At 62.9% G+C, this 26,941-nt stretch carries 25 protein-coding genes; 19 read left to right on the top strand and 6 right to left on the bottom strand.

The genetic code is table 11. The features are described 5' to 3' along the window. The 11 genes from flgC (at window position 1) to ACUTR7_RS26360 (ending at window position 11,516) form a co-directional block, all read left to right on the top strand. Window positions 1–405, top strand: a complete 405-nt coding sequence (gene flgC / locus ACUTR7_RS26410; RefSeq protein ID WP_012202564.1) for a flagellar basal body rod protein FlgC — start codon at window positions 1–3, stop codon at window positions 403–405. Window positions 406–439: 34 nt separating this feature from the next. Then, the gene (locus tag ACUTR7_RS26405) at window positions 440–1,102 is read left to right on the top strand and encodes a flagellar hook assembly protein FlgD (RefSeq protein ID WP_445610190.1); all 663 of its coding nucleotides are present in this window, start codon (window positions 440–442) and stop codon (window positions 1,100–1,102) included. 40 nt (window positions 1,103–1,142) lie between these two features. Next, a complete protein-coding gene (gene flgE, locus ACUTR7_RS26400) occupies window positions 1,143–2,414 on the top strand; it encodes a flagellar hook protein FlgE (protein WP_013800364.1) in 1,272 nt (423 codons plus the stop codon). Window positions 2,415–2,443: 29 nt separating this feature from the next. Continuing rightward, window positions 2,444–3,184 carry a flagellar basal body rod protein FlgF gene (locus tag ACUTR7_RS26395; protein WP_013800363.1) on the top strand — a complete coding sequence of 247 codons (741 nt, stop codon included), beginning with the start codon at window positions 2,444–2,446 and terminating at the stop codon, window positions 3,182–3,184. Between the two features lie 22 nt (window positions 3,185–3,206). Then, window positions 3,207–3,989, top strand: coding sequence for a flagellar basal-body rod protein FlgG (flgG, locus tag ACUTR7_RS26390; protein WP_013800362.1), 783 nt, complete (start codon window positions 3,207–3,209; stop codon window positions 3,987–3,989). Between the two features lie 175 nt (window positions 3,990–4,164). After that, on the top strand, window positions 4,165–4,872 hold the full coding sequence (locus tag ACUTR7_RS26385) for a flagellar basal body L-ring protein FlgH (protein WP_063327631.1): 708 nt from the start codon (window positions 4,165–4,167) through the stop codon (window positions 4,870–4,872). A 20-nt stretch (window positions 4,873–4,892) separates the two neighbouring features. After that, a complete protein-coding gene (locus ACUTR7_RS26380) occupies window positions 4,893–6,041 on the top strand; it encodes a flagellar basal body P-ring protein FlgI (protein ID WP_012202558.1) in 1,149 nt (382 codons plus the stop codon). Further along, the gene (gene flgJ / locus ACUTR7_RS26375) at window positions 6,038–7,000 is read left to right on the top strand and encodes a flagellar assembly peptidoglycan hydrolase FlgJ (protein WP_034398047.1); all 963 of its coding nucleotides are present in this window, start codon (window positions 6,038–6,040) and stop codon (window positions 6,998–7,000) included. The genes ACUTR7_RS26380 and flgJ overlap by 4 nt, the downstream gene beginning before the upstream one ends. A 14-nt stretch (window positions 7,001–7,014) precedes the next feature. After that, window positions 7,015–8,979, top strand: a complete 1,965-nt coding sequence (flgK, locus tag ACUTR7_RS26370) for a flagellar hook-associated protein FlgK (protein ID WP_063327632.1) — start codon at window positions 7,015–7,017, stop codon at window positions 8,977–8,979. Window positions 8,980–9,002: 23 nt separating this feature from the next. Beyond that, a complete protein-coding gene (gene flgL, locus ACUTR7_RS26365; protein ID WP_099750980.1) occupies window positions 9,003–10,202 on the top strand; it encodes a flagellar hook-associated protein FlgL in 1,200 nt (399 codons plus the stop codon). A gap of 21 nt (window positions 10,203–10,223) precedes the next feature. Continuing rightward, complete coding sequence (locus ACUTR7_RS26360) at window positions 10,224–11,516, top strand: HDOD domain-containing protein (RefSeq protein WP_445610189.1); 1,293 nt, start codon at window positions 10,224–10,226, stop codon at window positions 11,514–11,516. Window positions 11,517–11,659: 143 nt separating this feature from the next. On the opposite strand, the gene ACUTR7_RS26355 is transcribed toward ACUTR7_RS26360, so the two are convergent. The 6 genes from ACUTR7_RS26355 to ACUTR7_RS26330 form a co-directional block, all read right to left on the bottom strand. After that, window positions 11,660–11,959: a flagellar protein FliT gene (locus ACUTR7_RS26355; protein WP_012202553.1), complete on the bottom strand. Its 300-nt coding sequence runs from the start codon at window positions 11,957–11,959 to the stop codon at window positions 11,660–11,662. A 2-nt stretch (window positions 11,960–11,961) separates the two neighbouring features. Next, a complete protein-coding gene (fliS, locus tag ACUTR7_RS26350) occupies window positions 11,962–12,375 on the bottom strand; it encodes a flagellar export chaperone FliS (RefSeq protein ID WP_071953706.1) in 414 nt (137 codons plus the stop codon). Window positions 12,376–12,479: 104 nt separating this feature from the next. Beyond that, the gene (fliD, locus tag ACUTR7_RS26345) at window positions 12,480–13,895 is read right to left on the bottom strand and encodes a flagellar filament capping protein FliD (RefSeq protein ID WP_192368773.1); all 1,416 of its coding nucleotides are present in this window, start codon (window positions 13,893–13,895) and stop codon (window positions 12,480–12,482) included. A gap of 180 nt (window positions 13,896–14,075) precedes the next feature. Further along, window positions 14,076–14,948, bottom strand: a complete 873-nt coding sequence (locus ACUTR7_RS26340) for a flagellin domain-containing protein (RefSeq protein WP_017404687.1) — start codon at window positions 14,946–14,948, stop codon at window positions 14,076–14,078. Window positions 14,949–15,240: 292 nt separating this feature from the next. After that, window positions 15,241–16,092 carry a flagellin domain-containing protein gene (locus ACUTR7_RS26335; RefSeq protein ID WP_017404688.1) on the bottom strand — a complete coding sequence of 284 codons (852 nt, stop codon included), beginning with the start codon at window positions 16,090–16,092 and terminating at the stop codon, window positions 15,241–15,243. A gap of 248 nt (window positions 16,093–16,340) precedes the next feature. After that, complete coding sequence (locus ACUTR7_RS26330; protein WP_445610188.1) at window positions 16,341–19,145, bottom strand: O-linked N-acetylglucosamine transferase family protein; 2,805 nt, start codon at window positions 19,143–19,145, stop codon at window positions 16,341–16,343. 360 nt (window positions 19,146–19,505) lie between these two features. Here ACUTR7_RS26330 and ACUTR7_RS26325 point away from each other — a divergent pair, with 360 nt between their 5' ends. The 8 genes from ACUTR7_RS26325 to ACUTR7_RS26290 all read left to right on the top strand — a co-directional run bounded on the left by ACUTR7_RS26325 (window position 19,506) and on the right by ACUTR7_RS26290 (window position 26,907). Then, window positions 19,506–19,730: an acyl carrier protein gene (locus ACUTR7_RS26325; RefSeq protein WP_034366508.1), complete on the top strand. Its 225-nt coding sequence runs from the start codon at window positions 19,506–19,508 to the stop codon at window positions 19,728–19,730. A gap of 5 nt (window positions 19,731–19,735) precedes the next feature. After that, a complete protein-coding gene (locus ACUTR7_RS26320) occupies window positions 19,736–20,773 on the top strand; it encodes a ketoacyl-ACP synthase III (RefSeq protein WP_123695320.1) in 1,038 nt (345 codons plus the stop codon). Continuing rightward, the gene (locus ACUTR7_RS26315; RefSeq protein ID WP_123695322.1) at window positions 20,770–21,531 is read left to right on the top strand and encodes an SDR family NAD(P)-dependent oxidoreductase; all 762 of its coding nucleotides are present in this window, start codon (window positions 20,770–20,772) and stop codon (window positions 21,529–21,531) included. The genes ACUTR7_RS26320 and ACUTR7_RS26315 overlap by 4 nt, the downstream gene beginning before the upstream one ends. Next, window positions 21,528–22,274, top strand: coding sequence for an SDR family NAD(P)-dependent oxidoreductase (locus tag ACUTR7_RS26310; protein WP_445610187.1), 747 nt, complete (start codon window positions 21,528–21,530; stop codon window positions 22,272–22,274). The genes ACUTR7_RS26315 and ACUTR7_RS26310 overlap by 4 nt, the downstream gene beginning before the upstream one ends. 36 nt (window positions 22,275–22,310) lie before the next feature. After that, complete coding sequence (locus tag ACUTR7_RS26305) at window positions 22,311–23,456, top strand: aromatic ring-hydroxylating oxygenase subunit alpha (protein ID WP_445610186.1); 1,146 nt, start codon at window positions 22,311–22,313, stop codon at window positions 23,454–23,456. Then, window positions 23,446–24,069, top strand: a complete 624-nt coding sequence (locus ACUTR7_RS26300; protein WP_445610185.1) for a UDP-3-O-(3-hydroxymyristoyl)glucosamine N-acyltransferase — start codon at window positions 23,446–23,448, stop codon at window positions 24,067–24,069. The genes ACUTR7_RS26305 and ACUTR7_RS26300 overlap by 11 nt, the downstream gene beginning before the upstream one ends. Window positions 24,070–24,081: 12 nt before the next feature. Next, window positions 24,082–25,347: an FkbM family methyltransferase gene (locus ACUTR7_RS26295; RefSeq protein WP_445610196.1), complete on the top strand. Its 1,266-nt coding sequence runs from the start codon at window positions 24,082–24,084 to the stop codon at window positions 25,345–25,347. Between the two features lie 63 nt (window positions 25,348–25,410). After that, complete coding sequence (locus tag ACUTR7_RS26290) at window positions 25,411–26,907, top strand: FkbM family methyltransferase (protein ID WP_445610184.1); 1,497 nt, start codon at window positions 25,411–25,413, stop codon at window positions 26,905–26,907. Window positions 26,908–26,941 lie beyond the last annotated feature (34 nt).

Here is a 26,941-nt window from a genome sequence, read left to right as displayed (position 1 = left end):
ATGTCCATGTTCTCCATCTTCAGCATCTCCGGCAGTGCCGTCAGCGCCCAATCGCAGCGCCTGAACGTCGTGGCCTCGAATCTGGCCAACGTCGATGCCGTGGCCGGCCCCGACGGCAAGGCCTACCAGGCGCGCCAGGTGGTCTTCCAGACCGTGGCCATGGGCGAGGAAGGCTCCTCTGGCGTGCGCGTCAGCGCCATCAGCCAGGACAACACGCCCGGCCGCCGCATCCACGACCCCCAGCATCCGCTGGCCGATGCCGAAGGCTATGTGACGCACTCCAACGTCAGCGCCGTGGACGAGATGGTCAACATGATCTCGGCCTCGCGCTCCTACCAGAACAACGTCGAGGTCATGAACACGACCAAGTCGCTGCTGCTCAAAACCCTGCAGATGGGCCAGTGAGCCCCGTCCGCACCACTTTCCAGGAGCCACTCCCATGATCTATGGCGCAGGCAGCGTCGCCAGCACGGCCGACATCAACAACAAGTCCGCCACGAGCAATTCGACCACCGACCCCACGGCGGCGCAGGACCGTTTCCTGAAGCTGCTGGTCGCGCAGTTGAACAACCAGGATCCCATGAATCCCATGGACAACGCGCAGATGACCTCGCAGATGGCGCAGATCAACACCGTCACCGGCATCCAGCAGTTGAACAAGACCATGGAAAGCATGGCCGGCCAGTTCACCGCCATGCAGGTGCTGCAGGGCACGCAGATGATCGGCCGCACCGTGCTGACCGAAGGCAACACCCTGGGCGTGGGCAAGGAAAAGTCCTATACGGCTGCCTTCGACCTCGAAGGCCCGGCCGCCGACGTGAAGGTGCAGATCACCACCGCCAGCGGCGAGCTGGTGGACACCGTCGAGCTGGGCAGCGGCACCGCTGGCCGCAACTACTTCACCTGGGACGGCAGCAAGTACACGGGCGACGCCAGCCAGCTGCGCTACACGGTGCAGGCCACGAATGCAGACACGGTCGTGGCTTCGACCACGCTGTCGCCGCATGCGGTGCTCGCCACAGGCACCACCGACGGCAAGCTGACGCTGGAGCTGGACGACGGCACCAACGTCGCCTACGCCTCCGTCAAGGCCGTGTACTGACCCCCGCACCATCCACCCAAATACATCGCAGGAGCACACCATGGGATTCCAACAAGGCCTCTCGGGTCTGAACGCCGCCAGCAAGAACCTGGACGTGATCGGCCACAACATCGCCAACGCCAACACCACGGGCTTCAAGTCCTCGCGCGCCGAGTTCGCCGAGGCCGTGGCCAGCGCCGTGGGTTCGGCCAGCGGCCAGAACAGCGGCATCGGCGTCAATGTGGCCGCCGTGACCCAGCAGTTCCGCCAGGGCCCGATCACCACCACGGGCAACAACCTGGACGTGGCCATCAACGGCAACGGCTTCTTCGTCGTGCGCCAGCCCGACGGCAGCACGGCCTATACGCGCGCCGGCAACTTCGGCCTGGACAAGCAGGGCAACCTCAAGACCGTGCAGGGCGACAACGTCATGGGCTACCCCGTGGACGCCACCACGGGCAAGGTGCTGGCCGGCGGCCAGCCCGTGCCCATGGTCTTTCCTTCGGGCCAGCCGATCGCTGCCAAGACCACGACCAAGATCGACGTGTCGTTGAACCTCGATGCGCGCGCCACGCCCGCAGCCGGCAACTCCACCGCCACGCCGCCCGTGCCCGCCACGCCGCGCGCCACCTATGGCACCTCGATCAACGTCTATGACAGCCAGGGCGTGCCCACGCCGGTGCAGATGTACTTCGAGAAGGACACGGCCGCCAACACCTGGAAGGTCTACGACGGCCTGGACGATCCGACGGCATCGCCCCCGAAGGTCGCCACCTTGCTGACCACCCTGGTGTTCGATGCCTCCGGCAAGATCACCAGCGGCAGCCCCGTGACGGCGCAGATCAAGAGCAGCAACCCCAACGCGCCCACGCCCGGCACCATCAACGGCACGGCGGGCGTGACGCTGGACTTCTCCAACGTCTCGCAGTTCGGCTCCAAGTTCGCGGTCAGCAGCCTCAAGCAGGACGGCTACACCGCAGGCGCGCTCACCGGCATCAATGTCGGCAACGATGGCTCCATCGTGGCCACCTACTCCAACGGCGTGACGCGCACCGAGGGCCAGCTGGCCCTGGCCGCCTTCACCAACACCCAGGGCCTGGGCGCCGTGGGCGACAACAAGTGGGTGGAGACCTCGGATTCGGGCCCGGCGCTGAACGGCACGGCCGAGTCGGGCACCTTCGGCTCGCTGCGCTCGGGCGCGCTGGAAGACTCCAACGTGGACCTGACCGCCGAGCTGGTGAACATGATGACCGCGCAGCGCGCCTACCAGGCCAATGCCCAGACCATCAAGACCCAGGACCAGGTCTTCTCGACCCTGGTGAACCTGCGCTGATAGCCAAGAACTGAGTCAGGAGAGCCGGCATGGACCGCATCATCTACACCTCCATGACGGGCGCCAACGCAGCGGCGCAGCGTCAGTCCGTGCTGGCCCACAACCTGGCCAATGCCGGCACCAACGGCTTCCGGGCCGAAATGTCCACCTTCCGCTCCGTGCCCCTGCAGGGCAGCGGCGCGGGCACGCGCGTGTTCGCGCTGGAGGCGACCTCCGGCTACGTGGACACGCCCGGACCCACCCAGCGCACGGGCCGCGCACTGGACGCCATGGCCATGGGCCGCGCCTGGTTCGCCGTCCAGGGCCTGGATGGCCAGGAGGCCTACACACGCAACGGCGTGTTCGAGGTCTCCCCCGAGGGCCAGCTGGTCAACAGCAATGGCCAGGCCGTGCTGTCCGACGGCGGCGGCCCCATCGACATTCCCCCCGAGTCCACGATCACGCTGGGCTCGGACGGCACGCTGACCGCCAAGACCGGCAACCAGCTGCCCGTGGCCGTGGGCCGCGTCAAGCTGGCCACGCCGCCCGAGGACGCCGCGCTGGTGCGCGGCAATGACGGCCTGTTCCGCACGGGCGACGGCGATCCGCTGCCCAACGACGAGAACGCACGCCTGCTGTCCGGCGCCATCGAAGGCTCGAACGTGAACTCGGTGGAGACCATGGTCGGCATGATTGCCGCCGCCCGCCAGTTCGAGACCCAGATGCGCCTGCTGCAGACGGCAGAAACCAATGACAAGACGGCCAGCCAACTCTTGAGCATGAACGGCTGAAAGCACTGAAAAGGAAAACGCCATGATCAATTCACTGTTCATCTCCAAGACCGGCATGGAAGCCCAGCAGACCCAGCTGGACGTGATTTCCCATAACCTGGCCAACGTCTCGACCACGGGCTACAAGCGCGCCAGCGCGGTGTTCGAGGATCTGATCTACCAGAACCTGCGCCAGTCCGGCTCGCAGACGACCGAGCAGAACCAACTGCCCACGGGCCTGCACCTGGGCCTGGGTGTGCGCACGGTGGCCACCTCGCGCAATTTCCTGCAGGGCGCCCTGCAGCAGTCCAACAATGCGCTGGACGTGGCCATCGACGGCAACGGCTTCTTCCAGGTCAACATGCCCGACGGCACCACGGCCTATACCCGTGACGGCTCCTTCCAGGTCGATGCGCAGGGCCAGCTGGTGACTGCCAGCGGCATGCCCATCGCCAACGGCGTGACCATTCCCCAGGGCGCGACCAAGGTGTCGATCAGCCCCGAGGGCGTGGTCAGCGTGACCATGGCCGGCCAGGCCGCGCCCCAGCAGGTGGGCAATATCGCGATGAGCCAGTTCATCAATCCGGCCGGCCTGGAGCCGCGTGGCCAGAACCTGTTCACCGAGACCGCTTCCTCGGGCCAGCCGCAGCAGGGCCAGCCCGGCGTCAACGGCATGGGCATGATCAAGCAGGGCTACCTGGAAGGCTCGAACGTGAACGTGGTGCAGGAGCTGGTGACCATGATCCAGACCCAGCGCGCCTATGAAATGAATTCCAAGGCCATCACGACTTCGGACCAGATGCTGGCCAAGCTGGCGCAGCTGTAATCGATCTCTCCCCCTGAGCGGCTTCGCCGCTTCCCCCTCTCTCGCTGCGCGGGAGGGGGACGACACCCTCGGTGCGGGGCAGCCCTTCCTCGGTGTCCCTGGGCTGGGACATGCCAGTTCTCGAGGGTGGGGTCTGCATGCGCAGCCATGAACCATTGAACCCGGGAACATCGCCATGACCCAACGAATCTTCTCCCTTTCCGCAACGGGCACGTGCCTGGCGCTAGCGGCAGTCCTGTCGGGCTGCACGACGCTCAATGACCCGCCGCCGGTGGACATGCCGTCCACTGCGCCTCCCGTGCTGATGCCGGCCGCGCCCGTGGCGGGCAGCCCTACGGGCAGCCTGTTCAATGCCGCCAGCTACCGTCCCGGTTTCGAGAACCGGCGCGCGCGCCTGGTGGGGGACATGGTGACGGTGCAGATCGTGGAGCGCGTGACGGCCAGCCAGAAGTCGGATTCGGGCCTCAAGCGGTCCAACAAGACCACGGCGGGAATTTCTGCGCTGCCGCTGTTCTCGGGCAATGCGCTGGCCAATCTCAAGGACCGCTCGAACATCGGTTTCAACAACAACAACGACTACACGGGCTCGGGCTCGACGTCGAGCGACAACACGTTCACGGGCGCCATCAGCACGACGGTGGTCGATGTGCTGCCCAACGGCCATCTGGTGATCGCCGGAGAAAAGCAGATCGGCGTGAACCACAACGTGGATGTGCTGCGCTTCACGGGCACGGTGGACCCGCGCACGATGCAGCCCGGCAGCCTGGTCGCATCGACCCAGGTGGCCAATGTGCGCGTGGAATCGCGCAGCCGCGGACAGGCCGGGGAAGCGCAGTCAATTGGCTGGTTGTCCCGGTTCTTTTTGAACGTTATGCCGTTCTGATTCTCCGGAGAATGGACAGCATGAAAGTACTGTCCATGCTCCTGACATTGCGCCAAGCGCAGCGCCCCTTCTGGGTTGCAGCCGCCCTCGGCGCCAGCATGCTGACCCTGCCGGCGCATGCAACACGCATCAAAGAGGTCGCTGCCATCCAGGGCGTGCGCAGCAACCAGTTGACCGGCTACGGTCTGGTGGTCGGCCTCGACGGCACGGGCGACCAGACCACCCAGATGCCCTACACCAAGCAGGCCCTGGCCAATTACCTGGAGCAGATGGGCATCTCGCTGCCCGCCACAGGCAATTCGGGCCAGCTGCAGCTCAAGAACGTGGCAGCCGTGATCGTCACCGCCGAACTGCCGGCCTTTGCCCAGCCGGGCCAGGCCATCGACGTGGTGGTCTCCTCCGTGGGCAATGCCAAGTCGCTCAAGGGCGGCACCCTGGTGGCCACGCCGCTGCGCGGCGCCGATGGCGAGATCTATGCGCTGGCCCAGGGCAACCTCGTGGTCGGCGGCGCCGGCGCCTCGGCCGGCGGCTCCAAGGTACAGATCAACCACCTGAGCGCGGGCCGCGTGCCGCAGGGCGCCCAGGTCGAACGCGCCGTTCCCACCCCCATCAACGAAGGCGACAGCATCACGCTGGGCCTGAACGCCACCGATTTCCAGACCGCCGACAAGGTGGTGCGCGCCATCAACCAGCGCATGGGCCAGGGCGTGGCACAGGCGCTGGACGGGCGCACCGTGCGCGTGTCCGCGCCCCAGGACCCGGGATCGCGCGTGCGCATGATCGCCGAGATCCAGGAGATGCCGATCGAGACCTCCAAGCCCTCGGCCAAGGTCGTGATCAATGCACGCACGGGCTCCATCGTGCTCAACCAGGCCGTGACCCTGGGGCCCTGCGCCATCGCGCATGGCAACCTGGCCATCACCATCAGCACCACGCCGGTGATCAGCCAGCCCGGCGCCTTCTCGCAGGGCCAGACCGTGGTGGCCCAGAAGTCCGACATCCAGATAAAGCAGGAGCCCGGCAACATCATCAACATGCCCGGCTCCCCGCAACTGACCGACGTGGTGCGCGCACTCAACACGCTGGGCGCCACGCCCCAGGACCTGCTGGCCATCCTGCAGGCCATCAAGGCAGCAGGCGCCCTCAACGCCGAACTGGAGGTGATATGAGCATCGCACTTCCCAACGGATCGCAGACTGCAGCCAGCAATGCGCTGGCGGCCGACGCCCGGTCCCTCAACGCACTCAAATTCGCGGCCGGCGAGAACAGTCCGCAGGCCGCGAAGGAAACCGCCAAGCAGCTGGAATCGCTGTTCATGCGCGAGATGATCAAAAGCATGCGCGAGGCCACCATGAAGTCCGGCCTGCTCGACAGCGCGCAGGGCAACCTCAGCACCGACATGCTGGACCAGCAGCTGTCGGTGGCCATGTCGGGCCAGCCCGGCGGCCTGTCGGATGCCATCACGCGCCAGCTGGCCCGCACCATGGGCTCGGAAGCCGCCGAGGATGCCGAGATCTCCGTGCCCTCCACACTGAGCATGAGCCGCATCGCCTGGCGCAGCACGGCCGGCAGCGCCAATGGCACCACAGCTGCCTGGAGCGGCAGCCGCAGCAGCGCGGCCCAGTCCGTCAACGCCTACGCGCCCGCGCCCAAGGGCCGTGACAACTTCGTCGCCCACCATGGCGACGCCGCTGCACGCGTGGCGCAGGAAAGCGGCATTCCGGCCGCCTTCATGCTGGGCCAGGCCGGACACGAGACCGGCTGGGGCAAGAGCGAAATCAAGAATGCCAATGGCAGCAATGCCCACAACCTGTTCGGCATCAAGGCCGGCAAGGGCTGGACGGGCAAGGTCGCCGAGGTCACGACCACCGAATACATCGACGGCGTGGCGCGCAAGGTCACGGCCAAGTTCCGCGCCTACGACTCCTACGAGGAGTCCTTCCGCGACTACGCGCGCCTGATCACCAGCAATCCGCGCTACGAGAAAGCCATGGGAAAGACCGACTCTGCCCTGGCCTATGCGACCGAGCTGCAGAAAGCCGGCTACGCCACCGATCCCGAATACGCCAGCAAGCTCAGCCGCGCCATCCAGAGCGCCGTGCAGAGCGCGGCACGTGCCCAAGCCTAACCAGAGAACACGTCATGAGCCTTTTGAACGTCGGGTCCCGCGCCCTGATGGCGAACCAGATCGCCCTGCAGACCACAGGCCACAACATCGCCAACGTCAACACGGCCGGATATTCGCGCCAGAGCGTGGCCTTCCAGACCTCGCCGGGCCAGAACATGGGCAGCGGCTACATCGGCAATGGCGTGGATGTGAACACCATCCTGCGCAACTTCAATGACCTGCTCAACCGCCAGGCAGCCACGGCCAGCGCCGTGTCGGCGGCCGACTCGGCGCGTGCCACCTCGCTGGCGCAGATGCAGGAAGTGTTCGGCGGCGGCAAGACTGGCCTGGGCGCGGCGATCACCGACATGATGAATTCGTTCGGCGACGTGGCCGGTGCGCCCACCGACCCGTCGGCGCGCCAGGTGGTGCTCACGCGCATGAACGAACTGGCGGCGCGCTTTCGCTCGGCATCGGCCCAGCTGGACGAGCTGGACTACAGCGCCAAGCAGCAGATGGGCAACGATGTGACCGTGGTCAACAGCCTGGCAGGCCAGGTGGCCACGCTCAATGCGCAGATCAGCCGCTCCATCGCCTCGGGCCAGACGCCCAACGACCTGCTGGACCAGCGCGACCAGCTGGTGCGCAACATCAACAAATACGTGCAGACCAGCCAGATCCCTGCGGACGACGGCAGCATCAGCCTGTTCGTGGGCGGCAGCCAGCCGCTGGTGCTGGGACCCAATTCCGCCCAGCTCACGCTCAAGGAAGCCACCGAGTTCCCGGGCAGCGGCAAGATGGCCCTGTACTTCCAGCAGCCCGGCGGCCAGAACGTGGAACTGACGCCCTCCATGCTGGGTGGCGGCGAGATCGCCGGCCTGCTGCAGTTCCAGGGAAGCGACCTGACCGAGGGCCGCAACCTGCTGGGCCGCATGGCCCTGGCCATTGGCGACTCGCTGAACGAGCAAAACAACCTGGGCCTGACGCTGTCGGGACAAAGCGGCAGCAATCTGTTCAAGCTGTCCATGGTCAGCAACGGCTCGACCACGGGCGCGCAGTGGACCGGCGCCACCACGCCGACGACCACGGTGGTCGACTCCAGCCAGCTCAAGGCATCCGACTACCAGATCGTCTTCGGCAGCACGGCCCCAGCTGGCAAGGTCATCCGCCTGTCGGACGGCAAGGTCACGGACTTCACCGACATGACCGACCTGAGCTCCAAGGAGATCGACGGCCTGCGATTCGACCTCAAGGCCGAAGGCGTGTCGGGCAACACCGTGCTGTTCCGCCCCATGGCGGCGGGCGCCCACGACATCCAGGCCGCCGTGCACTCGCCCAACGACCTGGCCGTGGCCAACCCCGTGGCGGCCAGCATCAAGTCTCTGGGCGATGCGACCCTGCAAATGGGCGGCATCCAGGTCAGTGCCGGCTTCAATCTGGCAGGTTTTGCCGGCGCCGAGGTGTCGTTCAGCAAGAACGCCACCGGGCAGCTGGAATACACCATCACCCCGGCACCCGCAGGCGGCATTCCCGCCACCGGCCTCTACACCTCCGGCCAGCCGATCCAGCTGGCACCGGGCCTGCAGGTCAAGATCACCGGCACGCCCGCCATCAACGGAACCACCAGCGACAAGGTCACGCTGGGCAAGGCCACCGACCCGCAATACGGCACGGCCTATCAGCGCGATGCGGGCAATGCCAGCTCCTTCCTGGCGCTGCGCGACAGCAAGCTCTTCGATGGCTCGACCACGCTGAGCGACGGCTTTTCCACCGCCATGGCCCAGGTCGGAACGCGCACGCAGAGCGCGCAGTACGCGGCCAAGCTGTCCGAGACCATTGCCAAGAACCTGGAGGCGGACCGCACGGCCGTCTCGGGCGTGAACCTCGACGAAGAGGCCGCCAAGCTGCTGCAGTACCAGCAGTCCTACCAGGCCTCGGCCAAGATGCTGCAGGTCGCGCAAAGCATTTTCGACAGCGTTCTGCAGACCGTAGGCCGCTGATCACAGGACAGGAGCATTCCACCATGAGCATCTCCCGCATTGGCACGGCCAACATGTACGAAAGCACCATCAACAACCTGAACTCGCGCAACACGAGTCTGGTGGACCTGATGGAAAAGACCACCTCCGGCAAGCGCGTGGTGCGCGCCAGCGACGACCCCGTGGCCGCCGCACAGGCCGAACGCGCACTCACGCGCATCTCCCGCTCGGAAAACGACCAGCGTGTGCTGGGCCTGCAGCGCGATGTGATGGCCCAGGGCGAATCCAAGCTGGGCACCGCCCACGACGCGCTCAAGGACTTCCGCGACCTGATCCTGCAGTCCGGCAATGGCTCCTATGACCAGAAGGCGCGCGATGCGCTGGTGCAGCAGCTCGAAAGCATACGCAACCAGGTGCTGAGCTACGCCAATGCCAAGGACTCCAACGGCCTGCCCATCTTCCGCGGACTGGGCAGCAAGGAAGACCCTCTCACCAACGGCAACCCCGGCACCAATTCCCAGCTGCAACCGGGCCAGGCCACGGGCAGCGAAAACGGCCTGCCGCTGGCGCTGGACGGCTTTGCGACCTGGATGAACGTGCCCACGGGCAACGGCGTGTTCGCCGTGTCGCGCCAGTCGCCCACGGGCAGCTCGGCCTATGCCGACCTGGGAACGGTGTCGGACCCCAGCGCCATCACGGGCGCCAGCTACACCCTGAATTTCACCAAGGACGCCACGACGGGCGCCCTGAGCTACACCGTCACCTCCGGTGGCACGACCGGTGCGGCCGTTCCCTACACGGCCGGCGACAGCATCACCGTGGGCGGCATGTCGATGAAGATTTCGGGCAACCTGGCCACGGGCGACAGCTTCACGCTGGGCCCCAGCCAGCGCACCGACCTGTTCAGCGTGCTGGACAACGTGATCGCGGGCGTGAAGAACGGCGCCACCGATGCCGGCGCCATGCAGCAGGCGCTGGGCCGCGGCCTCAACGAACTCGACGCCGGCATGAGCCGTGTCCAGGCCATGCGCAGCTTCGCCGGCGACCAGCTCAACCGCGCCGACCGCCTTGAAGACGACATGAAGAACCAGGCGGACCAGCAGGAAGCAGCGCGTTCGCGGGCCGAAGACATCGATATGATCAAGGCCCTCTCCGATGTGGACATGCAGAAGGTGGGCATGCAGGCTGCCTTGCAGTCCTATGCCTCGATCCAGAAACTGTCACTGTTCAACTTCATCAACTGATAGCCACCCGCGCATGCATCCATGGTCCAGTCCGTCCTGAGCTCTCTGACCCTCGGCTATAGGCCGCTCTGGAACCATGCCCGCCGTCTGGCGGGCGTGCAGCTTTATCTTCACGAGGAACCCGGCGTCCAGGCCGACGTGGCCCACCTGCTGCGCATACTGCGCGAGACCTGGGGCACGCAGTCGCCGCCGGTACTTCTGTCGCCCCAGTCGCGCCAGGTGCTGTGCGACCTGCTGGAAAACGCCTCCAAGGGCAGCCCCTGGATCGAAGTGCGCGGCGACTGGCTGCAAGACTCCGCCATCTACGACCTGGTGCGCCAGGCGCATGCGCGCGGCCTGATGCTGGTGTGGCGCGGGCCGCTGTCCGATGTGCCCGACGCCCAGGCCGCCCATTGGTTTGCCAGCAGCCTGCTGCACCTGCCGCCCGAAGGCGCTTCGGGCATGCAAAACCAGACAGCGCTTGCGCTGCAACAGGCCGCGCAGGCAGCCCAGGCACCGACCAAGCTCCAGGCCCTGAAGCAGGCCGCCAGGCCCACACCCACCCTGCCGCCCCTGCAACTGCTGGGCGGCCAGATGTACGAGGGGCTGGACAGCCTGGCCCTGACCGATCTGTGCCTGGACAGCTTCCATGCGGGCGCCATCGCCGGCTGGCCCGTGGCCGATACGCTGTATGCCCAGCGCCATCACGCCGCCCTGCCCAGCCGCGACACCGTGCTCGCACTGATGCGCGCCGTCGATGCCGAGCAATCGATCGAGGCCTTCGAGCAGATCCTGGGCGAGGACCCCATCCTGGCCTATCGCTTCATGCTCTACACCAACTCCGCAGCCCTGGGCCTGCGGGGCAATGTGGACTCGCTGCGCCGCGGCCTGGTGATGCTGGGATACGGCACGCTGCAGCGCTGGCTGTCCGACCAGCTGCCCCACGCCTGCACCGAGCCCAGCCTGGTGCCCGTGCGCACCGCCATCCGGCTGCGCGCCAGCCTGACCGAGCGACTGATCGAGGCCGGCATCAGCCACGACCTGCAGCGCGAGGTCTATCTGCTGGGCCTGCTCTCGCAGCTGGACCAGCTGCTGGGCGAGCCCCTGCCCACCGCGCTGCGCCGCATTCCCGTGTCCGAGCGCGTCTTCGACGCCGCCGTGACGCGCACCGGCCCCTACTCGCCGGCCCTGCTCATGGCCATTGCGCTGGAGTCCGACGATCCCGCACCGATTCGCCAGCTGCGCGAAGAGCACGCCTTCGAGATCGAGGACGTGAACCGCATTCTGCTGCGCATGCTCAGCGAACTGCAGGTGCAACCCTCGCCTGCGGCCTGATCAGTCCACAGCGGCCGGGTGGGAAGCCTTAGCCGCCGCTGGCATCCGCAGATTCCGCCCATAAAAAAACCGCCTGAACATCAGGCGGTTTTTTTGTGGCCGGCAGGAAGGCTGCGGATGCAGCTCCTGCCGATCTGCCCTGCTCAATGCATGGCGTGGGGCTGGCCGTCGAACATGTGCTCGAACTGTGCCAGCCAGGGCTCGGCAAGCGTGCGGATCTGGGCATCGTTGCGCAGGATGCGCTGCATGATGCGGGCCTTCTCCTTGCGCTGATCAGGCGCCAGCGGCTCGTCATGCGACTTGAGCCGCAGCTGCTCGATCAGCACGGCACAGGTGCCCTCGTAGCGCGTCACTCCCTCCCAATCCTTGTTCTGTGCGGCCTGCAGCATCTTGGCGCTGCTGTCTTCTATGGCACGGTAAAAGTCAATCAATGTCAGCTCCATTTCTAGGTCCCGGCAACGGCTGGCGTGTTGGCGATGTCGCGCCAACCATGGGCAATCGGAGCCAGCACATCCTGCGCGCTTTGCAGCAGCGCCGTGTCGTTGCGCAGATTGGCCAGCGTCAGCTGGGTGATGCTGTAGTCGTAGACGGAAATCAGGTTCTGGGCCAGCTCGCCACCTTCATCGGGATTGACGGAGGCCTTCAGGCCTTCTTCCAGAATGCGCACGGCCTTGCCGATCTGCACACCCTTCTCACCGATGTCGCCACGCTGCATGGCTCCCTTGGCCGCGTTCAGCGCTTTTTCGAGCGCATCGAACAGCAACTGGATCAGCTGGTGGGGCGATGCGCCGTCCACGGAGGACTGGACGCCGACCTGGGCGTAGGCACTTGCAGCACGGCGGTTGAGCGATGTGTACATGTTCGTTTCCTTGATGTCTTGTTCTTCGGCTGCAATGCCTGAAAATTTAGAGGCACCGGGCATTGGTTACAGAAAACACGACCGCCGCTCCGCATGGCTCCTATTTATTTATTCCACTGGGAAACCTGCTGATTCATGTAGGCACTGAGCGCCGAGTAGCCGCTCATCTTCTTGTCCAGCGACGCGTACTGCTCACGCAGGCGCTTTTCCAGCGAATCGGCCTGGTCGTTGATCCGGTCCTGGGACTTGCCGTTGCTCTTCTTGAGCTCCTGCAGGCTCTTGCTCTTGGTGTCGAAGGTGCCATCGAATTCCAGCGCCTTGCGCGTGAAATCCTTCATGCGCGCGGCCAGGCCCTGCGTATCAGGCTGCCCGTCCGTTCCCACTGCGGCAAACATCTTGCTCATGGACTCGGGGTCCTTCAGCGCTGCGTCCAGCTTGGTCTTGTCGCTTGCCGTCGTACCGAAGGCCAGCTTGCCACCCTTCTGGATCTGTATGCCCATGTCCGACAGGCGCTTGAGCGTGTCCGCGCCGCCAGCAACCGTACCCGAGACCACGCTGCGCAGGCTGTTGGTCATGCCCACCGTGGTGGAGTCCCCCTGCAGCACGCCGGCCGCCTTGCTTTCGGCGTCGTACTTGGTCGAACTCGCCAACGCGTCATTGAGCCCGTTGTAGGCATCCATGAAGGCCTGGATCTTCTTCTTCAAGGCATCGGTGTCCGAGGTCACTGTCACCGTGACAGGGGACGTCGTCACCTGGTTCACCGTGATATTGAGGCCAGGCAGGGTCTGCTTGAATTCATTGGTGGTCGATTGCACCTTGATGCCATTGACATCGATCTCGGCGTTCTGGGCGTACTGAGCCACGGAGCCCGTGGTGGCCGCGCCATTGAACGCCAGGGCCGAAAGGCTGGCATCGCCACTGGCACCGACGGTGAAACCCGCATCCGCGCCCGTGCTGCGCGAGCGCAGCACAAGACGTTCGCCCTGGGCATCCTTGAGCACTGACGCAACCACGCCGGCGCCCTTGCCGTTGATGGCCTGGACCACGTCCTCCAGCTTGGCACCCGCCGCGATATCGATCTCCATCGGCGTGCCGGGATTGCTGAACTGGGTTCCAGCGCTGTTCCAGTTGCCCATGGTGATGGTGAGCTTGCCAGCCCCGAACTGGGTGGCCGTCGGCATGATACCGGTCGCCACCGACTGGCTGCGCGCCAGTTGCGTCACCGAGATCACCGAAGATCCAGGCAGGGCATTGGCGTCCGTCACCGTGACGCCCACGGCCGTATTGGTCGTGGCAGCATTGGTCAAGCGCCAGGTATCGGCGTCGGCCAGGGAAGTGGCCGCGTCCTGAAGCGTGGACATCAGGGACTTGATCTGCCCGAACGTAGATATCTTGGAATCCAGGACAGACGCTTTTTGCTGAAGCGGAACCAGTGACTGCCTTTGCAGGGCCACCAGTTTGGCGATCATCGTCTCGTCCAGGCCGCTGCCGCTGATGCCAGCTGAACTCAAGGTGGCCATGACCATCCCTTTCTAAGTGCAGAACACCTCCGCGCCATGGCGCAGAGCGCGTCCTTGCGAACACGCACACCAAATGCCCGAGGGCATTCCCCGGTATCTTATCGACCGGTTTTTCTGGAACCTGAGGCTTTTTTGGCCACGCCCCGCGCAGCCAGGCTCAAAAGCCCCCCTGGCTCCCTCTTACTGGATCAGCTTGAGCACCGACTGGGGCAGCTGGTTGGCCTGGGCCACCATGGCTGTGCCGGCCTGCTGCAGGATCTGCGTGCGGCTCAGGTTCGCGGTTTCGGCGGCAAAGTCGGCATCCATGATGCGCGAGCGTGCGGATGCGGTGTTCTCTGCAGCCACTTGCAGATTGGAGATCACGGCTTCGAAGCGGTTCTGTGCGGCACCGAAGGTGGCGCGTGTGTTGTTGACCAGATCCAGTGCCGTATCGATGGCGGCCATGGACAGGCGAGCATCGGCAGCCGAGCTGCCTGCACCGATGAGGGACCCCAGCGAGCCACCGAGCGTAGGAGGCGTTCCTGCCGTGATATCCAGACCACCGGGCGTAGAGCCCGTCAGGTTCACGGCCATGATCGTGATCTGGTTGTCGGCGCCGGTATTGGCACCCACCTGGAACACGGTGGCATTGTTGTTGTCCAGCAGTTGGCGGCCGTTGAAGCTGGTGCTGCCGACGATACGGGCGATTTCCTGCGCCAGCTGCTGGAACTCCTTGTCCAGCGAACCACGGTCCGTCGTGCCGTTGGTGTCGTTGGCGGCCTGCACGGCCAGCTCACGCATGCGCTGCAGGTTGTCGCTGAGCTTGCCCAGTGCGCCTTCGGCCGTCTGCGCCATGGAAATGCCGTCATTGGCATTGCGCATGGCCACATTCATGCCTCGCACCTGGGCGTTCATGCGCTCGGCAATGGCCAAGCCTGCCGCGTCGTCCTTTGCACTGTTGACACGCAGGCCCGAAGACAGGCGCTGCATGGTGGTGCTCAGCGACGACTGGGACGTGTTGAGATTGCGCTGGGCGTTAAGCGAAACAAGATTGGTGTTGATGATGGATGCCATGGGGCAGCTCCTCGTTAGGCATGAACAATGGCCAACCGTTCGACGACCCCAAGCCGCCAGAACGCCAGAAAGCACGCCAGGACTTCCAGCTCTGCCTATCTGATGCCAACGATTGTGCGGAAAAGCCCTTGCGCCAAAGCGCCGATAAAGCCCATGATCGGACGCCAATTCACCTTTCGAGCACCCTCTTCACCCACTCTTTCGCCCATAAAAAAACCCCAGGCAGATGCCTGGGGCCTGGAGAATTCCGGCCGCCTCCTGCTTGGGGAAGGCAGCCGGACTCGTACTACGATCAGCGCAGCAGGGCCAGAACGCCCTGGGGCAGCTGGTTGGCCTGGGCCACCATCGCCGTGCCGGCTTGCTGCAGGATCTGCGAGCGGCTCAGGTTGGCGGTTTCCGAAGCGAAGTCGGCATCCATGATGCGGCTGCGAGCAGAAGCGGTGTTCTCGGCTGCCACTTGCAGGTTCGAGACCACGGCCTCGAAGCGGTTCTGGGTGGCACCCAGCACGGCGCGCTCGGAGTTGACCGTGTCCAGAGCCGTGTCCAGGTTGCTGATCACGGTAGCCAGGGCAGTAGCGTCCAGAGCCGTGGTGGCGTTGGAGCCGATCGAGGCGCTGGTGATGCCGGTGATGTCGGTGTTCGTACCCAGATTGCTCGTGGTGACGGTGATCGAGTCGTTGGCCGAAGTGTTGGCGCCCACTTGGAAGTTGATGGCGCCAGCATCGGTGCTCAGGATCTTCTTGCCGTTGAAATCAGCGCCCTTGATCACGCGGTCGATTTCCTTGCCCAGCTCGACGAATTCCTTGTTCAGCGAAACCTGGTCCTTGGCGCCGTTGGTGCCGTTACGGGCCTGCACAGCCAGTTCACGCATACGCTGCAGAGCGTCGGTCACCTTGGACAGGGCGCCTTCAGCGGTCTGCGCCATCGACACGCCATCGTTGGCGTTGCGCACTGCCACGTTCATGCCGCGGACCTGGGCATTCATGCGTTCTGCGATGGCCAGGCCAGCGGCGTCATCCTTGGCGCTGTTGACGCGCAGGCCGGAGGACAGGCGCTGCATGGTGGTGGACAGCGAGCTTTGCGAAGTAGCCAGGTTGCGCTGGGCGTTAAGCGATTGCACGTTGGTGTTGATAGACATGGCCATGGTGACAACTCCTAGTAAAGTCAGTTACGTCGCCGCCACGGTGCCCTCGCTTATCGCAAGGCGGGCGGCGGCGGCCCAATCCGACCATCGGCCGCTTTCACATCGAATTACGCGGCTTTTGGTGGGCTCAGGACTTTTTGTCCCTCTGCTGAGTTGGTTTTCGGAGCTGCCCCGGCGAACTTTAGGGGGACTTCACAAGATTTTTTGCACCGCGCGGCACGGCCATCCGCGCGGTGCATGGTTCGCTGTTACAAAACGGGGGCCACAGGAGCGGCCAGACCCAGATCCTCATAGGAGACACGCAGATCCACAGGCTCCTGTCCGTGGCACCAGCGGGCCCACGCCTGGCGCATCCCCATCGCCACCGAGCGCGCCACGATGTCCGCCTGTTGCGGCTCCTGGTCCTGTAGGCGTGCGCGCAGCCCCTGGCGTATCTGCTGCAGCTGCGGCAAATGTGCCTGCCAGAACGTAGCCTGGTCCAGCAATTGCGCCAGGTCCCGTGCTGCAAAGCCCTGGTCCAGGCCCACGCGAGCCATCACTCCGGCCGACTGCCGCCCCGCCAGCAGTTCCCCCATCAGCGTCAACGTGGGCACGCCCATCCACAGTGCGTGGTTGGTGACCACTCCGCCGGTGAAGGGCAGAGTATCCAGGCAGATATCTATGTCATGGTGCGCCTGCAGATAGTGCTCGAATCCCATCTGCTCCACAAAATCGACGCGGTGCGCGGCCACGCCCTCCTCGGCCAGCCATTCGCGCAGGTGCTGCGGAGGACCGGAACGGGGACAGGCCGCGATCTTCAGCCGCGCCGTGGGCAGCGTGCGCAGCACCTCACCCCAGACAGAAACCACCTTGCGGTTGATCTTGGACAGGCGGTTGAAGGAGCCAAACGTCAGATGCCCGTTGCGCAGCGCCGGCAACGGCGCCACGGCCTCTTGGTGTATGCCTCCGTCGAAGACGTAGGCCAGCGGAACACGCATCAGCCGCTCCGTCAGCTGGGTCTTGAGCAGTTCATCTTCCAGGATCAGGTCGCTGAGCACGATGTAGTCCATGCTCTCCAGGCCCGTGCTGCCGGGGTTGCCTATCCAGGTCATCTGCAGCGGTGCGGGCTTGGCGGCAAACAGATCCAGCCGGTGCCCGCGCGTATGGCCGCTCAGATCGATCAGGATATCGATGCCGTCGGCCCGCACCAGGTTCGACAGCGACTGCACATTCATATCCCGGATACCGCGCCACAGCTGGAACAGGTCCTGGAACTCCTTGGTGACTTCGTCGTGGATTTCGTTGTTGCAATAGGCAACGCACACCAGATCGCTGTGCCGGGACAGCTCGCGCATCACCGGCAGGAAGAACTTGGCGGCCGCATGGGCGCGAAGATCGCCGGAAACAAAGCCCAGGCGCAATGTCTTGCCGGGGTCGCGCGCATTGTCATGCCCGGTCCCTTGCTGCCCTGCGGAGTGGCGCCGCATGAGCGCGCCATATTCGCGGTTGGCCCGGCCCACCGAGGCTGCACTGGCCTCAGGCGAATGGATCATGGCGAACAGGCGCGCGCTGTAGGCGGGCTCGTAGTCCGGGTGCAGCTTCACCAGTTCATCCAGCTGTTGCATGTGGCGCTGGGCATCGCCGCAGCGGTCCCAGTAGGCGGCACGCTGGAACATCAGTTCCCGGTCACCGGGAAGGCGCTCCAGCGCTTCATTCAAAGCCCGGTCGAGCCGGGGCAGATCACCTGTCTCCAGCAGGACCTGGCAACGAAGCATGTGCGCGCGGGCATTGTCGGGCTGGATGCGCAGCGCCTCTTCGAGCAGTTCCAGCGCCTGCTCCCATTTTTTCTGGGCAAACAGCGTGAAGGCCGTCTCGCAGTGGAGCACAGCATTGTCGGGGCGCAATTGCAGCGCCTTGCGCAAGCAGGTTTCGGCCTCTCCCAGCCTCCCCCCGGAGCACAGCAGCAATGCCAGATGCAGCAGCAGCTCCAGACTTTCAGGCTCGATCTGCAGCGCCATCCGATACGCGGTTTCAGCCTGCAAGACCCAGCCAGCCTCGCCCAGCACATGGGCGCTGGCCAGGCACAGTCGCAGATCCTCGGGCCGCTGCTGCATGAGCAGCACCAGGAACTGCGCACATTCCTGCAGCCGTCCGGTCTTCTGCAGCGCAGCGGTCAGCCGGGACAGCGTGTCCACATCCTCGGGATCGAGCAGCAGCGCGTTCACATAGCAGGGCAGGCTGTCTTCGGTACGGTCCTGGGCACAAAGTGCATCGCCCAGATGCGAAAAAGCCTGGGTCCAATGCGGCCGCAGCGCCAAAGCCGCGCGCATCGCACGCTCGGCCTCGGCCGCGTGGCCTGCCTGCAGGCAGATACCACCCAGGTTGAACTGCACCTCGGCATCGCGCGGCAGCAGAACGGCTGCCTGGCGCGCTGACTGCAGGGCCGCCTCGATGCGGCCGTTCGCATGATCGGCTGCCGCCTTGAGCTTCCAGACCAGGCCGCTCTTGGGGTACTGGCGCACCAGCGACCCCGCCAGCTGACTGACCTCGGCATGCTCGCGCTGGGCGAACAGCTGCATCAGCAGCCGCAGCTGCGCATCGGGCACCCGGCCCCGGCCATCGTCGGCAGCAGGCGCCATCTCCGGCTCAGCAGGCCCCAGCGGCCAACGCGCGGCCTGCTCCTCCAGAAACGCTGCCGCCTGGGCGCCCTGCACCAGAGCCACATCCTTTTCCAGCTGCTCCAGCGCAATCTCCTGCATGCCGTTGGCCCGTGCCACGTCGATCAGCGAGATGGCCATGTCCAGCAGCCCCTCGCGGATCAGCATGTGGATGTACAGGCGCCAGTAGCCAAAATCTGCAGGCCGCACGCCGATGGCCGCCTCCAGATAGGGCAGCGCCTCTGCGCTGCGCAGCTGGTGCAGACCCAGCAGCTGGGCCATGCCGTGCAGGGCTTCGGCATGGGCAGGCTCCTGCTCCAGAACCTTCTCGTAAGCCTGGCGGGCCTGCTCGAACTGCCACTGGTCGTGCAACTGGCGGGCCTGCTGCAAATGCTCGTTCGTATTCATCTTGGTCATCAAGGTTGCGGGCAAGCGCCCCACCACAGGCCCGGCACCCAGGCCAGCACCCGCACAAATACCGCCATCGTGCAGGCAAGCCGGCAAACACGGCCCCTGGATAAGCGGGCGCAAACCGCATTTCTTCCACTTTTACCAGGTGGCCCGGTCACCGCCTGCTACAAAACAGGAAGCACCCCAGGGAGCCATATGCCATCATCCCCCGGGTCCGCCAGGACAGCATCGCCCCGCGCAGCATCAGAACAGGACTCGCTTTCGCCCACAGTTCCAGCCTTCCGGCGCAGGGGCGCTCTGCGAAAATTCATCGAAGCGTTTGCCCTCATAGGCAGGCGCCCAGCCTATTTTTCAGGAACCCATCCCATGCCCTCCATTGACCAATTCATCGAAAGCTTTCTGACCGCCGTGGACTTCCAGGAAGCCGTAGCAGTCACCCCTGACACCGAACTCAGGAGCCTGCCCGAGTGGGACTCGCTGGCCGCGCTGGGCGTGATCGTCATGTTCGACGTCGACTACGGCAAGACCATCACGGGCGACGATCTCAAGAACTGCTCGACCATCACCGATCTCTACAAGCTGCTGGGATAAACACCATGGCGCTGTCCACTCTGCACAACGTCCGCTTTGCGGGCATGGCCAGCTGCATACCCCGGCGCGAGATCTCCAATCTGGAGGATTGCCCGCCCTCGCAGCGCTCCGAACGCGAACGGCTGGTACGCAACATCGGCATCCATACCCGGCGCATCTGCCCGGAGTGGCAGTGTTTCTCGGACCTGGCCTTCGTGGCCGCGGAAAAGCTGCTCGATGAACTGCAGTGGCAGCGCGACGAAATCGACGTCCTGATCGTCGTCACGCAATCGCCCGACTATCTGATCCCCGCCACGGCCATCATCCTGCAGGACCGGCTGGGACTGGCGCACGGCACGATCGCCTTCGACGTGAACCTGGGTTGTTCTGGCTACCCGTTCGGGCTGCACATGCTGGGCAGCATGATCTCGGCAGGAGGCCTTAAAAAAGGCCTGGTGCTGGTGGGAGACAAATCCGCGACCATCATGGATCCCCTGTTCTCGGACGCCGGCACGGCCACGGCGCTGGAGTTCGACGCCAGTGCGCCTCCCATGTATTTCGACCTCAACAGCGATGGCAGCGGCTACAAGGCCATCATGCTGCCCGCTGGCGGCCACCGCGAGCCCTACGGAATCGAACACGTGATTCCCAAGCGCGATGAGCATGGCTTCCTGCGCCTGCCCGCCGACCTGGTGCTTGACGGGCCGGCGGTGCTGAGCTTCTCCACCCAGCGTGTGCCGCCTGCCGTAGAACGCCTGCTGGAGTACTCCCAGGTGGACAAGGAGCAGATCGACCACTTCATATTCCACCAGGCCAACCGGCTGATCAACGAGACCATTCGCAAGAAGCTGCGCCTACCCGCGGAGAAGGTTCCAAGCACCCTGCATGACCTGGGAAACACCAGCGGCGCCTCGCTGCCTGTCACCCTCACCGCACGGCTGCATGAACAGCTGGATGGCGCCAAGGCGCGGCTGCTGCTGAGTGGCTTCGGCGTGGGCCTGTCCTGGGGAACCGCCATCGTGGACGTGGACAAGGCACGCTTTCCTGCAATGACCGAAGCATGACCGCCAACGATCCCTTCTCCCTGGCAGGCAAGCGCATCCTCGTGACGGGTGCATCGTCGGGCATTGGCCACCAAACAGCGATCTCCTGCGCCAGCCAGGGCGCCACGCTGATCATCACGGGCCGCAATGCAGAGCGCCTTGCCCACACGGCAGGCCTGCTCGCAGGCGATGGCCATGTCAGCGTGGTCGCCGATCTCACCCAGGCACAGGACATCAGTGCGCTTGCGGCCCAGGCAGGCTCGATCGATGGCGTGGTCCACGCAGCCGGCATCTCTAAGCTGGTGCCGTTGCGCATGGTCAAGCAAGCCCATCTGGAAGAGATGTTCGCGCACAACACATACGCCCCGATCCTGCTGACCAAGGAATTGCTGGCCAAGCGTCTGATCCGGCCCCACGGCTCCATTGTGTTCATCAGCGCCGTGGCATCCCACATCGGGCCACTGGCCAGCAGCGGGTACTCGGCCAGCAAGGCAGCCCTGCTCGGCGCCATGCGTTCGTTGGGCCTGGAGGTTGCCAAACAAGGCATCCGCGCCAATTGCCTTGCACCGGGATATGTGCGTACCCCCATGCTGGACGGACTGTCCGCAGGAGGCGTGGATACCGAGGAATACGCCAAGCTCGCCCCGCTTGGCATGGGAGAGCCGCAGGACGTCGCACTCGCAGCGGTCTTCTATCTGTCCGACGCCAGCCGATGGATCACCCGGAACTACTTCACTATTGACGGCGGCCTGACGGTACCCATGGATGTCTTTGCATGACCCAAGCTGCGCACGACCCATTTTCCCTGCAGGGCAAGACCGTGCTGGTCACTGGCGCTTCATCGGGCCTGGGCAAGCAGATTGCCATCTCCTGCGCCCGGCGCGGTGCCCGAATCATCGCCACGGGGCGTGACAGCCAGCGCCTGCAGGGCACCTTCGACCTGCTCGAAGGCAGCGGCCACCAGCAGATCGAAGCCAACCTGACCGATGCGCAGGACAGGACAGCCCTGGTCCAGGCAACGCCGCGGATCGACGGCCTGGTGCACTGCGCAGGCCGCCAGATGCTCAGCCCCATACGCCAGTTGCAGGAGTCCCTCATGACGGAGATGTATGCCATACATTTCCTGGCACCCGTCATGCTGACCCAGCAGCTCCTGATCACGAACAAGCTGGCGCCCGCAGCCTCCATCATCTTCATGCTCTCGACGTCGGCCCACATCGGCACGCGTGGCGTGGGACCCTACTCCGCGATGAAGTCGGGGCTGCTGGGCATCATCCGTTGCCTGGCTGTGGAGCAGGCCCGGCATCGCATGCGGGTCAACGGAATCTCTCCCTCGGTCGTACCAACGCCCATGTGGGGCGATGCGGGGCAGAACGAACAGCTTCAGGCGCAGGAGACCCGGCACCCCCTGGGTCTTGGCAAGCCTGAGGATGTGGCCAATGCCGCCATTTATCTGCTGTCAAATGCCAGTCGCTGGGTAACAGGTACAAGCCTTGTCATGGATGGTGGTGTCGTCCTCTGAACTATCTCTACAACTAGGCCACTCGAAAGATTACTCATGCGCTCACGCATGCATCCCCGGTACTACCTGGACGCAGATATTTTCGAGCGCGAGCAGCGCAAGATTTTCCGCAAGATCTGGCTTTTCGCGGGGCTCAAGACCCTGCTGACCCAGCACAACGCCTTCATCACGCGCAAGATCGCAGGCATACCTGTAGTGATACAGAACTTCCATGGCGAGCTTCGTGCCTTCGAGAACGTCTGCCTGCACCGCAACGCTCTGATACAGACAGAACCCGTGGGGCGCCGGCCCTTGGTATGCGCCTACCACGCCTGGCGCTATGACGACCGTGGCCAGGTGACGAACATACCGGATGAAGACGCTGTATATCGCTTCAGCCCTGAGGAAAAATGCGGGCTCAAACTGAAGCGGTTTGCCTTGCGCAGCCTGGGCAACCTGCTGTTCATCAATCTGGATACATCGCCTTTTCCGCTGGAAGAACAGTTTTCCCCGGAATTCATTGCGCTTCTGGAAAGCAGTTCTAACGCCTACGACACGGAAGTCATGGTGACGACCTGGCGTGGCAACTACAACTGGAAGCTCGCTTACGAGAATCTGCGGGATGCCAATCATGCCCGCTTCGTCCACTCCAAAAGCCTGGCGAAGGTTGTCGATTTCCGTCCCAGCGTGGATGAGGCCCTGCTGCAGGAGAGTTCTCAGGCGCTGCCGGACTGCAGCACCGGAGCCCTGCGTGACGAGCTACGCCGTTTCAGCTACGGGGGCAAGGACGCGGCCATCGACAACATGCAGCATCCTTCCTGGCATGCACTTGTGGAACGCTGGGGCCAGGAGGACTCCTACTACAACTGGCTGGCGTATCCCAACCTGCACATCGCCAGCGGCAACGGCGGCCACTCCTTCACCATAGAACATCATGTTCCGGTCGCACCTGGGTGCACGGACCTGGAGGTCTACCGCTTCACTGCGAAAAAGCGCCAGCCGTTCGCTTTCTCCAACTCGGTATTGCTCGCCGAAATGCACGGTAGCAAGCTCGTCGTGGGCGAGGACATTCAGATCCTGGAAATGGTGCAATCAGCGCTGCATGATGCGGCGCCCCTGCCCACGCAAGGCGCCTATGAAAGCCTGAACCGTCTGGTCGAGCGCTGGTATGAAACCTTGATGGAGACCGAGCATGGCGTGTAAATGGATCATTGGCGCAGGCGCCCCGTTGGACTTGGCCTATGACATCTGCCGAAGCGCCCATCCTGAACTGCATGTCGAGATCATTGCAGTGCCACAGAACGGCAAGTATGAATTCGAGCTGGGCACGCTGGATGCACTGCAGCCGGCGTCTGGAACGGCATTTGCCGCCTTCGACGAACGGTTCGGCAACTTCAAGCGGATGGAGTTGATGAGCGCATTGATGGAGCGAGGATTCCAGCTGGAATCCCTGATCAGTCCCCGTGCCATGCTCGCCGCAGGGGTCCAGGTCGGGCCCAATGCATTGATCGGTGACGGCGTCACCATCGGGCCGGGTAGCCGTATCGGCTACAACAGCGTACTGCTGCCTGGCACGCATTTGGGTATGGGCACGCTTATCCACCCCTCGTGCTGGCTCGAAACCGGTGTCATCGTGGGCAATGGTGTGCAGATCGGTGCGCACTGCACTTTGCGTAGCGGTGCGTTGATTGCGCATGGCGTCCAGGTCGGGCGCCATTGCGAACTGGGCTGGCCCCAGCGCTATGACAAACACATCGCCCCCAAGACTATCTTTGACGGCCGCTATGACGCGCCCATCTATACCTATGAGAACTGAACAGTGAACGCAATGATCCCTCCGTCATACCGGCAAAGTCACCAGCGAGCCGAATATGTCTACAACGGCTTGCTACAGGAAATAAAGAACTCTCGAACCATTTACGTCGGCGGAACAAATGCCCCGGGAGAATCGGAATTTCTGGTCTCGCTTTATCCGCATCTCATCTTTGTGGATGACAACAAGGCAGGCAGCCAGATCTTCGGAAGAAGTATCATTTCCACACAAGATCTTGCGAGAAAAGCAGATTATCGTGACTTTTTGATCAACAATTGCTTCACCGCTCCCGGTTTCAACCATTTCTCTCGCCAATCGGACTCCCTCGGCATACCTACATGCTCGACATTGGAAGCCATGGCGCCTCACTATAAAAATGGTGTTGTCCTGAACTTTCCTGGACTGATTTCCGTCTACGGTCCAGCTTTTCATTGGCATACATTCAATCATATTGAAAAATACTCCAGCCTTCGAAATAGATTTTCCGACAAGCTGAGTCTAAGAACATTTGACAGCCTTGTCGAATACAGACTATCCGGCAATCCAAATCTTCTACAAAACATTGCCGTTGGCCACAACATGGGAACCCTAAGACATGATTCCTACATATTGAACTCTCAATTCTTCTCACTCAATAGCAATGAGGTATTCATCGACGCTGGCGCTTTGGACGGAGCATCCAGTCAATTCTTCATCGATTCCGTCAAGGGTGAATTTGACAAAGTCGTGATGTTTGAGCCGTCTTCGGAAAGCCTTATAAAATGTCGAGAAACCGTGAAGAATATCGCTCAAAAATATCCAGACAAATCAATCCAACAAAAGATTGATGTTGTCAGTGCGGGACTCTACGATCATCAAGGCATCCTGTCGCTCTCCTTAAGCCTCTTCAGCCAAGATGTCACGGACCATCATGGCACCTTGCCCCAGACGGCACATATTCTGGATACAGGCCTCACAAATGCCTTCGTCGAAAAAGGCAACGAATATCAGGTCATAGAAGTTCCCGTCACCACATTGGACGACTATCTGGGAGACAACCCTGCAACTTTCATCAAATTCGAGATCGAGGGCAGCGAAGTGGCAGCCCTGCACGGTGCCATCAATACCATCAAAAAGAATAAGCCAAAACTGGCCCTATCCATCTATCACCGCCCACAGGATCTAGAGTTGATCATGGATTTTGTGGACGGTCTCGAATTGGGGTATGAGTATGCGCTGCGAGCACACAATCCCTACTGCCCCGATGCCATCGTTCTTTATTGCTGGACTCCCCCGCGCTGAAATATTTGCAGAACATGCGCCAAAAGGATTAAGAGATCCGCAAAATATACATGCCAAACAATCATGCAACAAGACAACGAAAAACTCCGGCAAATAATCTTACAAATCGCAGCACAGGAGCAGGGCGTTGCCAGCAGCTTGCCTAGCAATGAAATGTTGGGAAATCGCCCAATATTTCTTATGGCACCACTGTCTTACACGGGAATAATTCATGGTCAGCATCTTGCTGAGAAATCATCGAATCTTGTTGCCGCCGTGGATGACCAATCCCAACAGCATACAATTCACGGTGCCCCTCGCTGGAGCACAAATGAATTTCTCGAAAAAATCAAAAAATATCCTGATGCTCTCGCTCTTGACTTCTCCCGGAGCCCCATTGGCAAGAAATATGTAGCTCAGTTATGCGATCAAGCAAAAATTGAGCGAATATCCATTGCATCTCAGATTCCGCCCGTCGTTGACAATTTTGAGAACAGGCCGGTATTTTTCCTTTCACCCTTGTCTTTCTTGGCCGAAATGCATGCAAAAGGCATTTCGATGGGTCACAACAATGTGATAGCCAGCATCGATGACTCATCTTCGCTGGAAAAACTTCATGGCGCCCCCTGCTGGAGTAGCAGGGATTTCCTACAGAAGGCTGCAAAATATCCCGATGCCATTGCCATAGATTTTTCCTTCACGTCGCAAGAACAGGGAGTGGCCCGGAAGCTCTGCGAGCTGGCCGGAATCGAGAGAATAAATGCGGGCCTCGCCATTGCCCACTATGGACAGCATGCCGTCTACGAACCCGCCCATGTGTACCGACAGCAAACCCTTCTGCGTCTGGACGATTTCCTGCGCCTTGCAGATCGCCTTGATGACGATTTGAGCGTGCACACACTGTATAGCAATCTACTGTTCAGGCTTACCTATGACCGGGATTATTTGCATTCCGCCTGGTCTACGCCGGCCAATGAGTACTTCGCCGCATACGGTGACACCAGCACATTCCAGCTGGGCACACGCGAGCATTTTTGCGATTGCGGCGCGTTTCAAGGCCCTGTTGTGCAGAAATTCCTGGAGGCTTCCAATTATCGATATGAAAGCATTACAGCTTTCGAGCCCGATCGCCAAAACTTCGAGAAACTGCAGGGTATAGCATCAGCCTGCACCCCAGGATACCGCGCCATCAACAAAGCCGTCTCCAATCGACAAGAAACTCTGTTCTTCAAGGAAACCGGCACCGTCGCCAGCCATATTTCGCCGAGCGGCGAAATTCCCATTTCTACCGTGCGGCTGGATGACGAAATGGAGAAGCTCACCCTGCTGAAGATGGATATCGAAGGGTTTGAGGCCAAGGCGCTGCAGGGAGCTTCCAGACTGATCCGCGCCCAGCGGCCTCGCATGGCCATCTGCGTTTACCACTATGCCTTGGATCTACTGGACGTCATGGAACAGTTAGATGGGCTGGTGGAGAACTACCACTTCAGGCTGCGGCAGCATTGCAGCACCTATTACTACGATCTCGTGCTCTATGCCTCCCCCGTGCCTGGAAGTGAGCCCCCGCCCTGGGCCCAGTAAGAAGGACCGGCGCGGCAAAGCAAGGCGAGGCCGC

The organism is Delftia sp. NA_296.1 (assembly GCF_052692095.1).
This window is presented reverse-complemented; position numbering and strand designations above follow the sequence as displayed.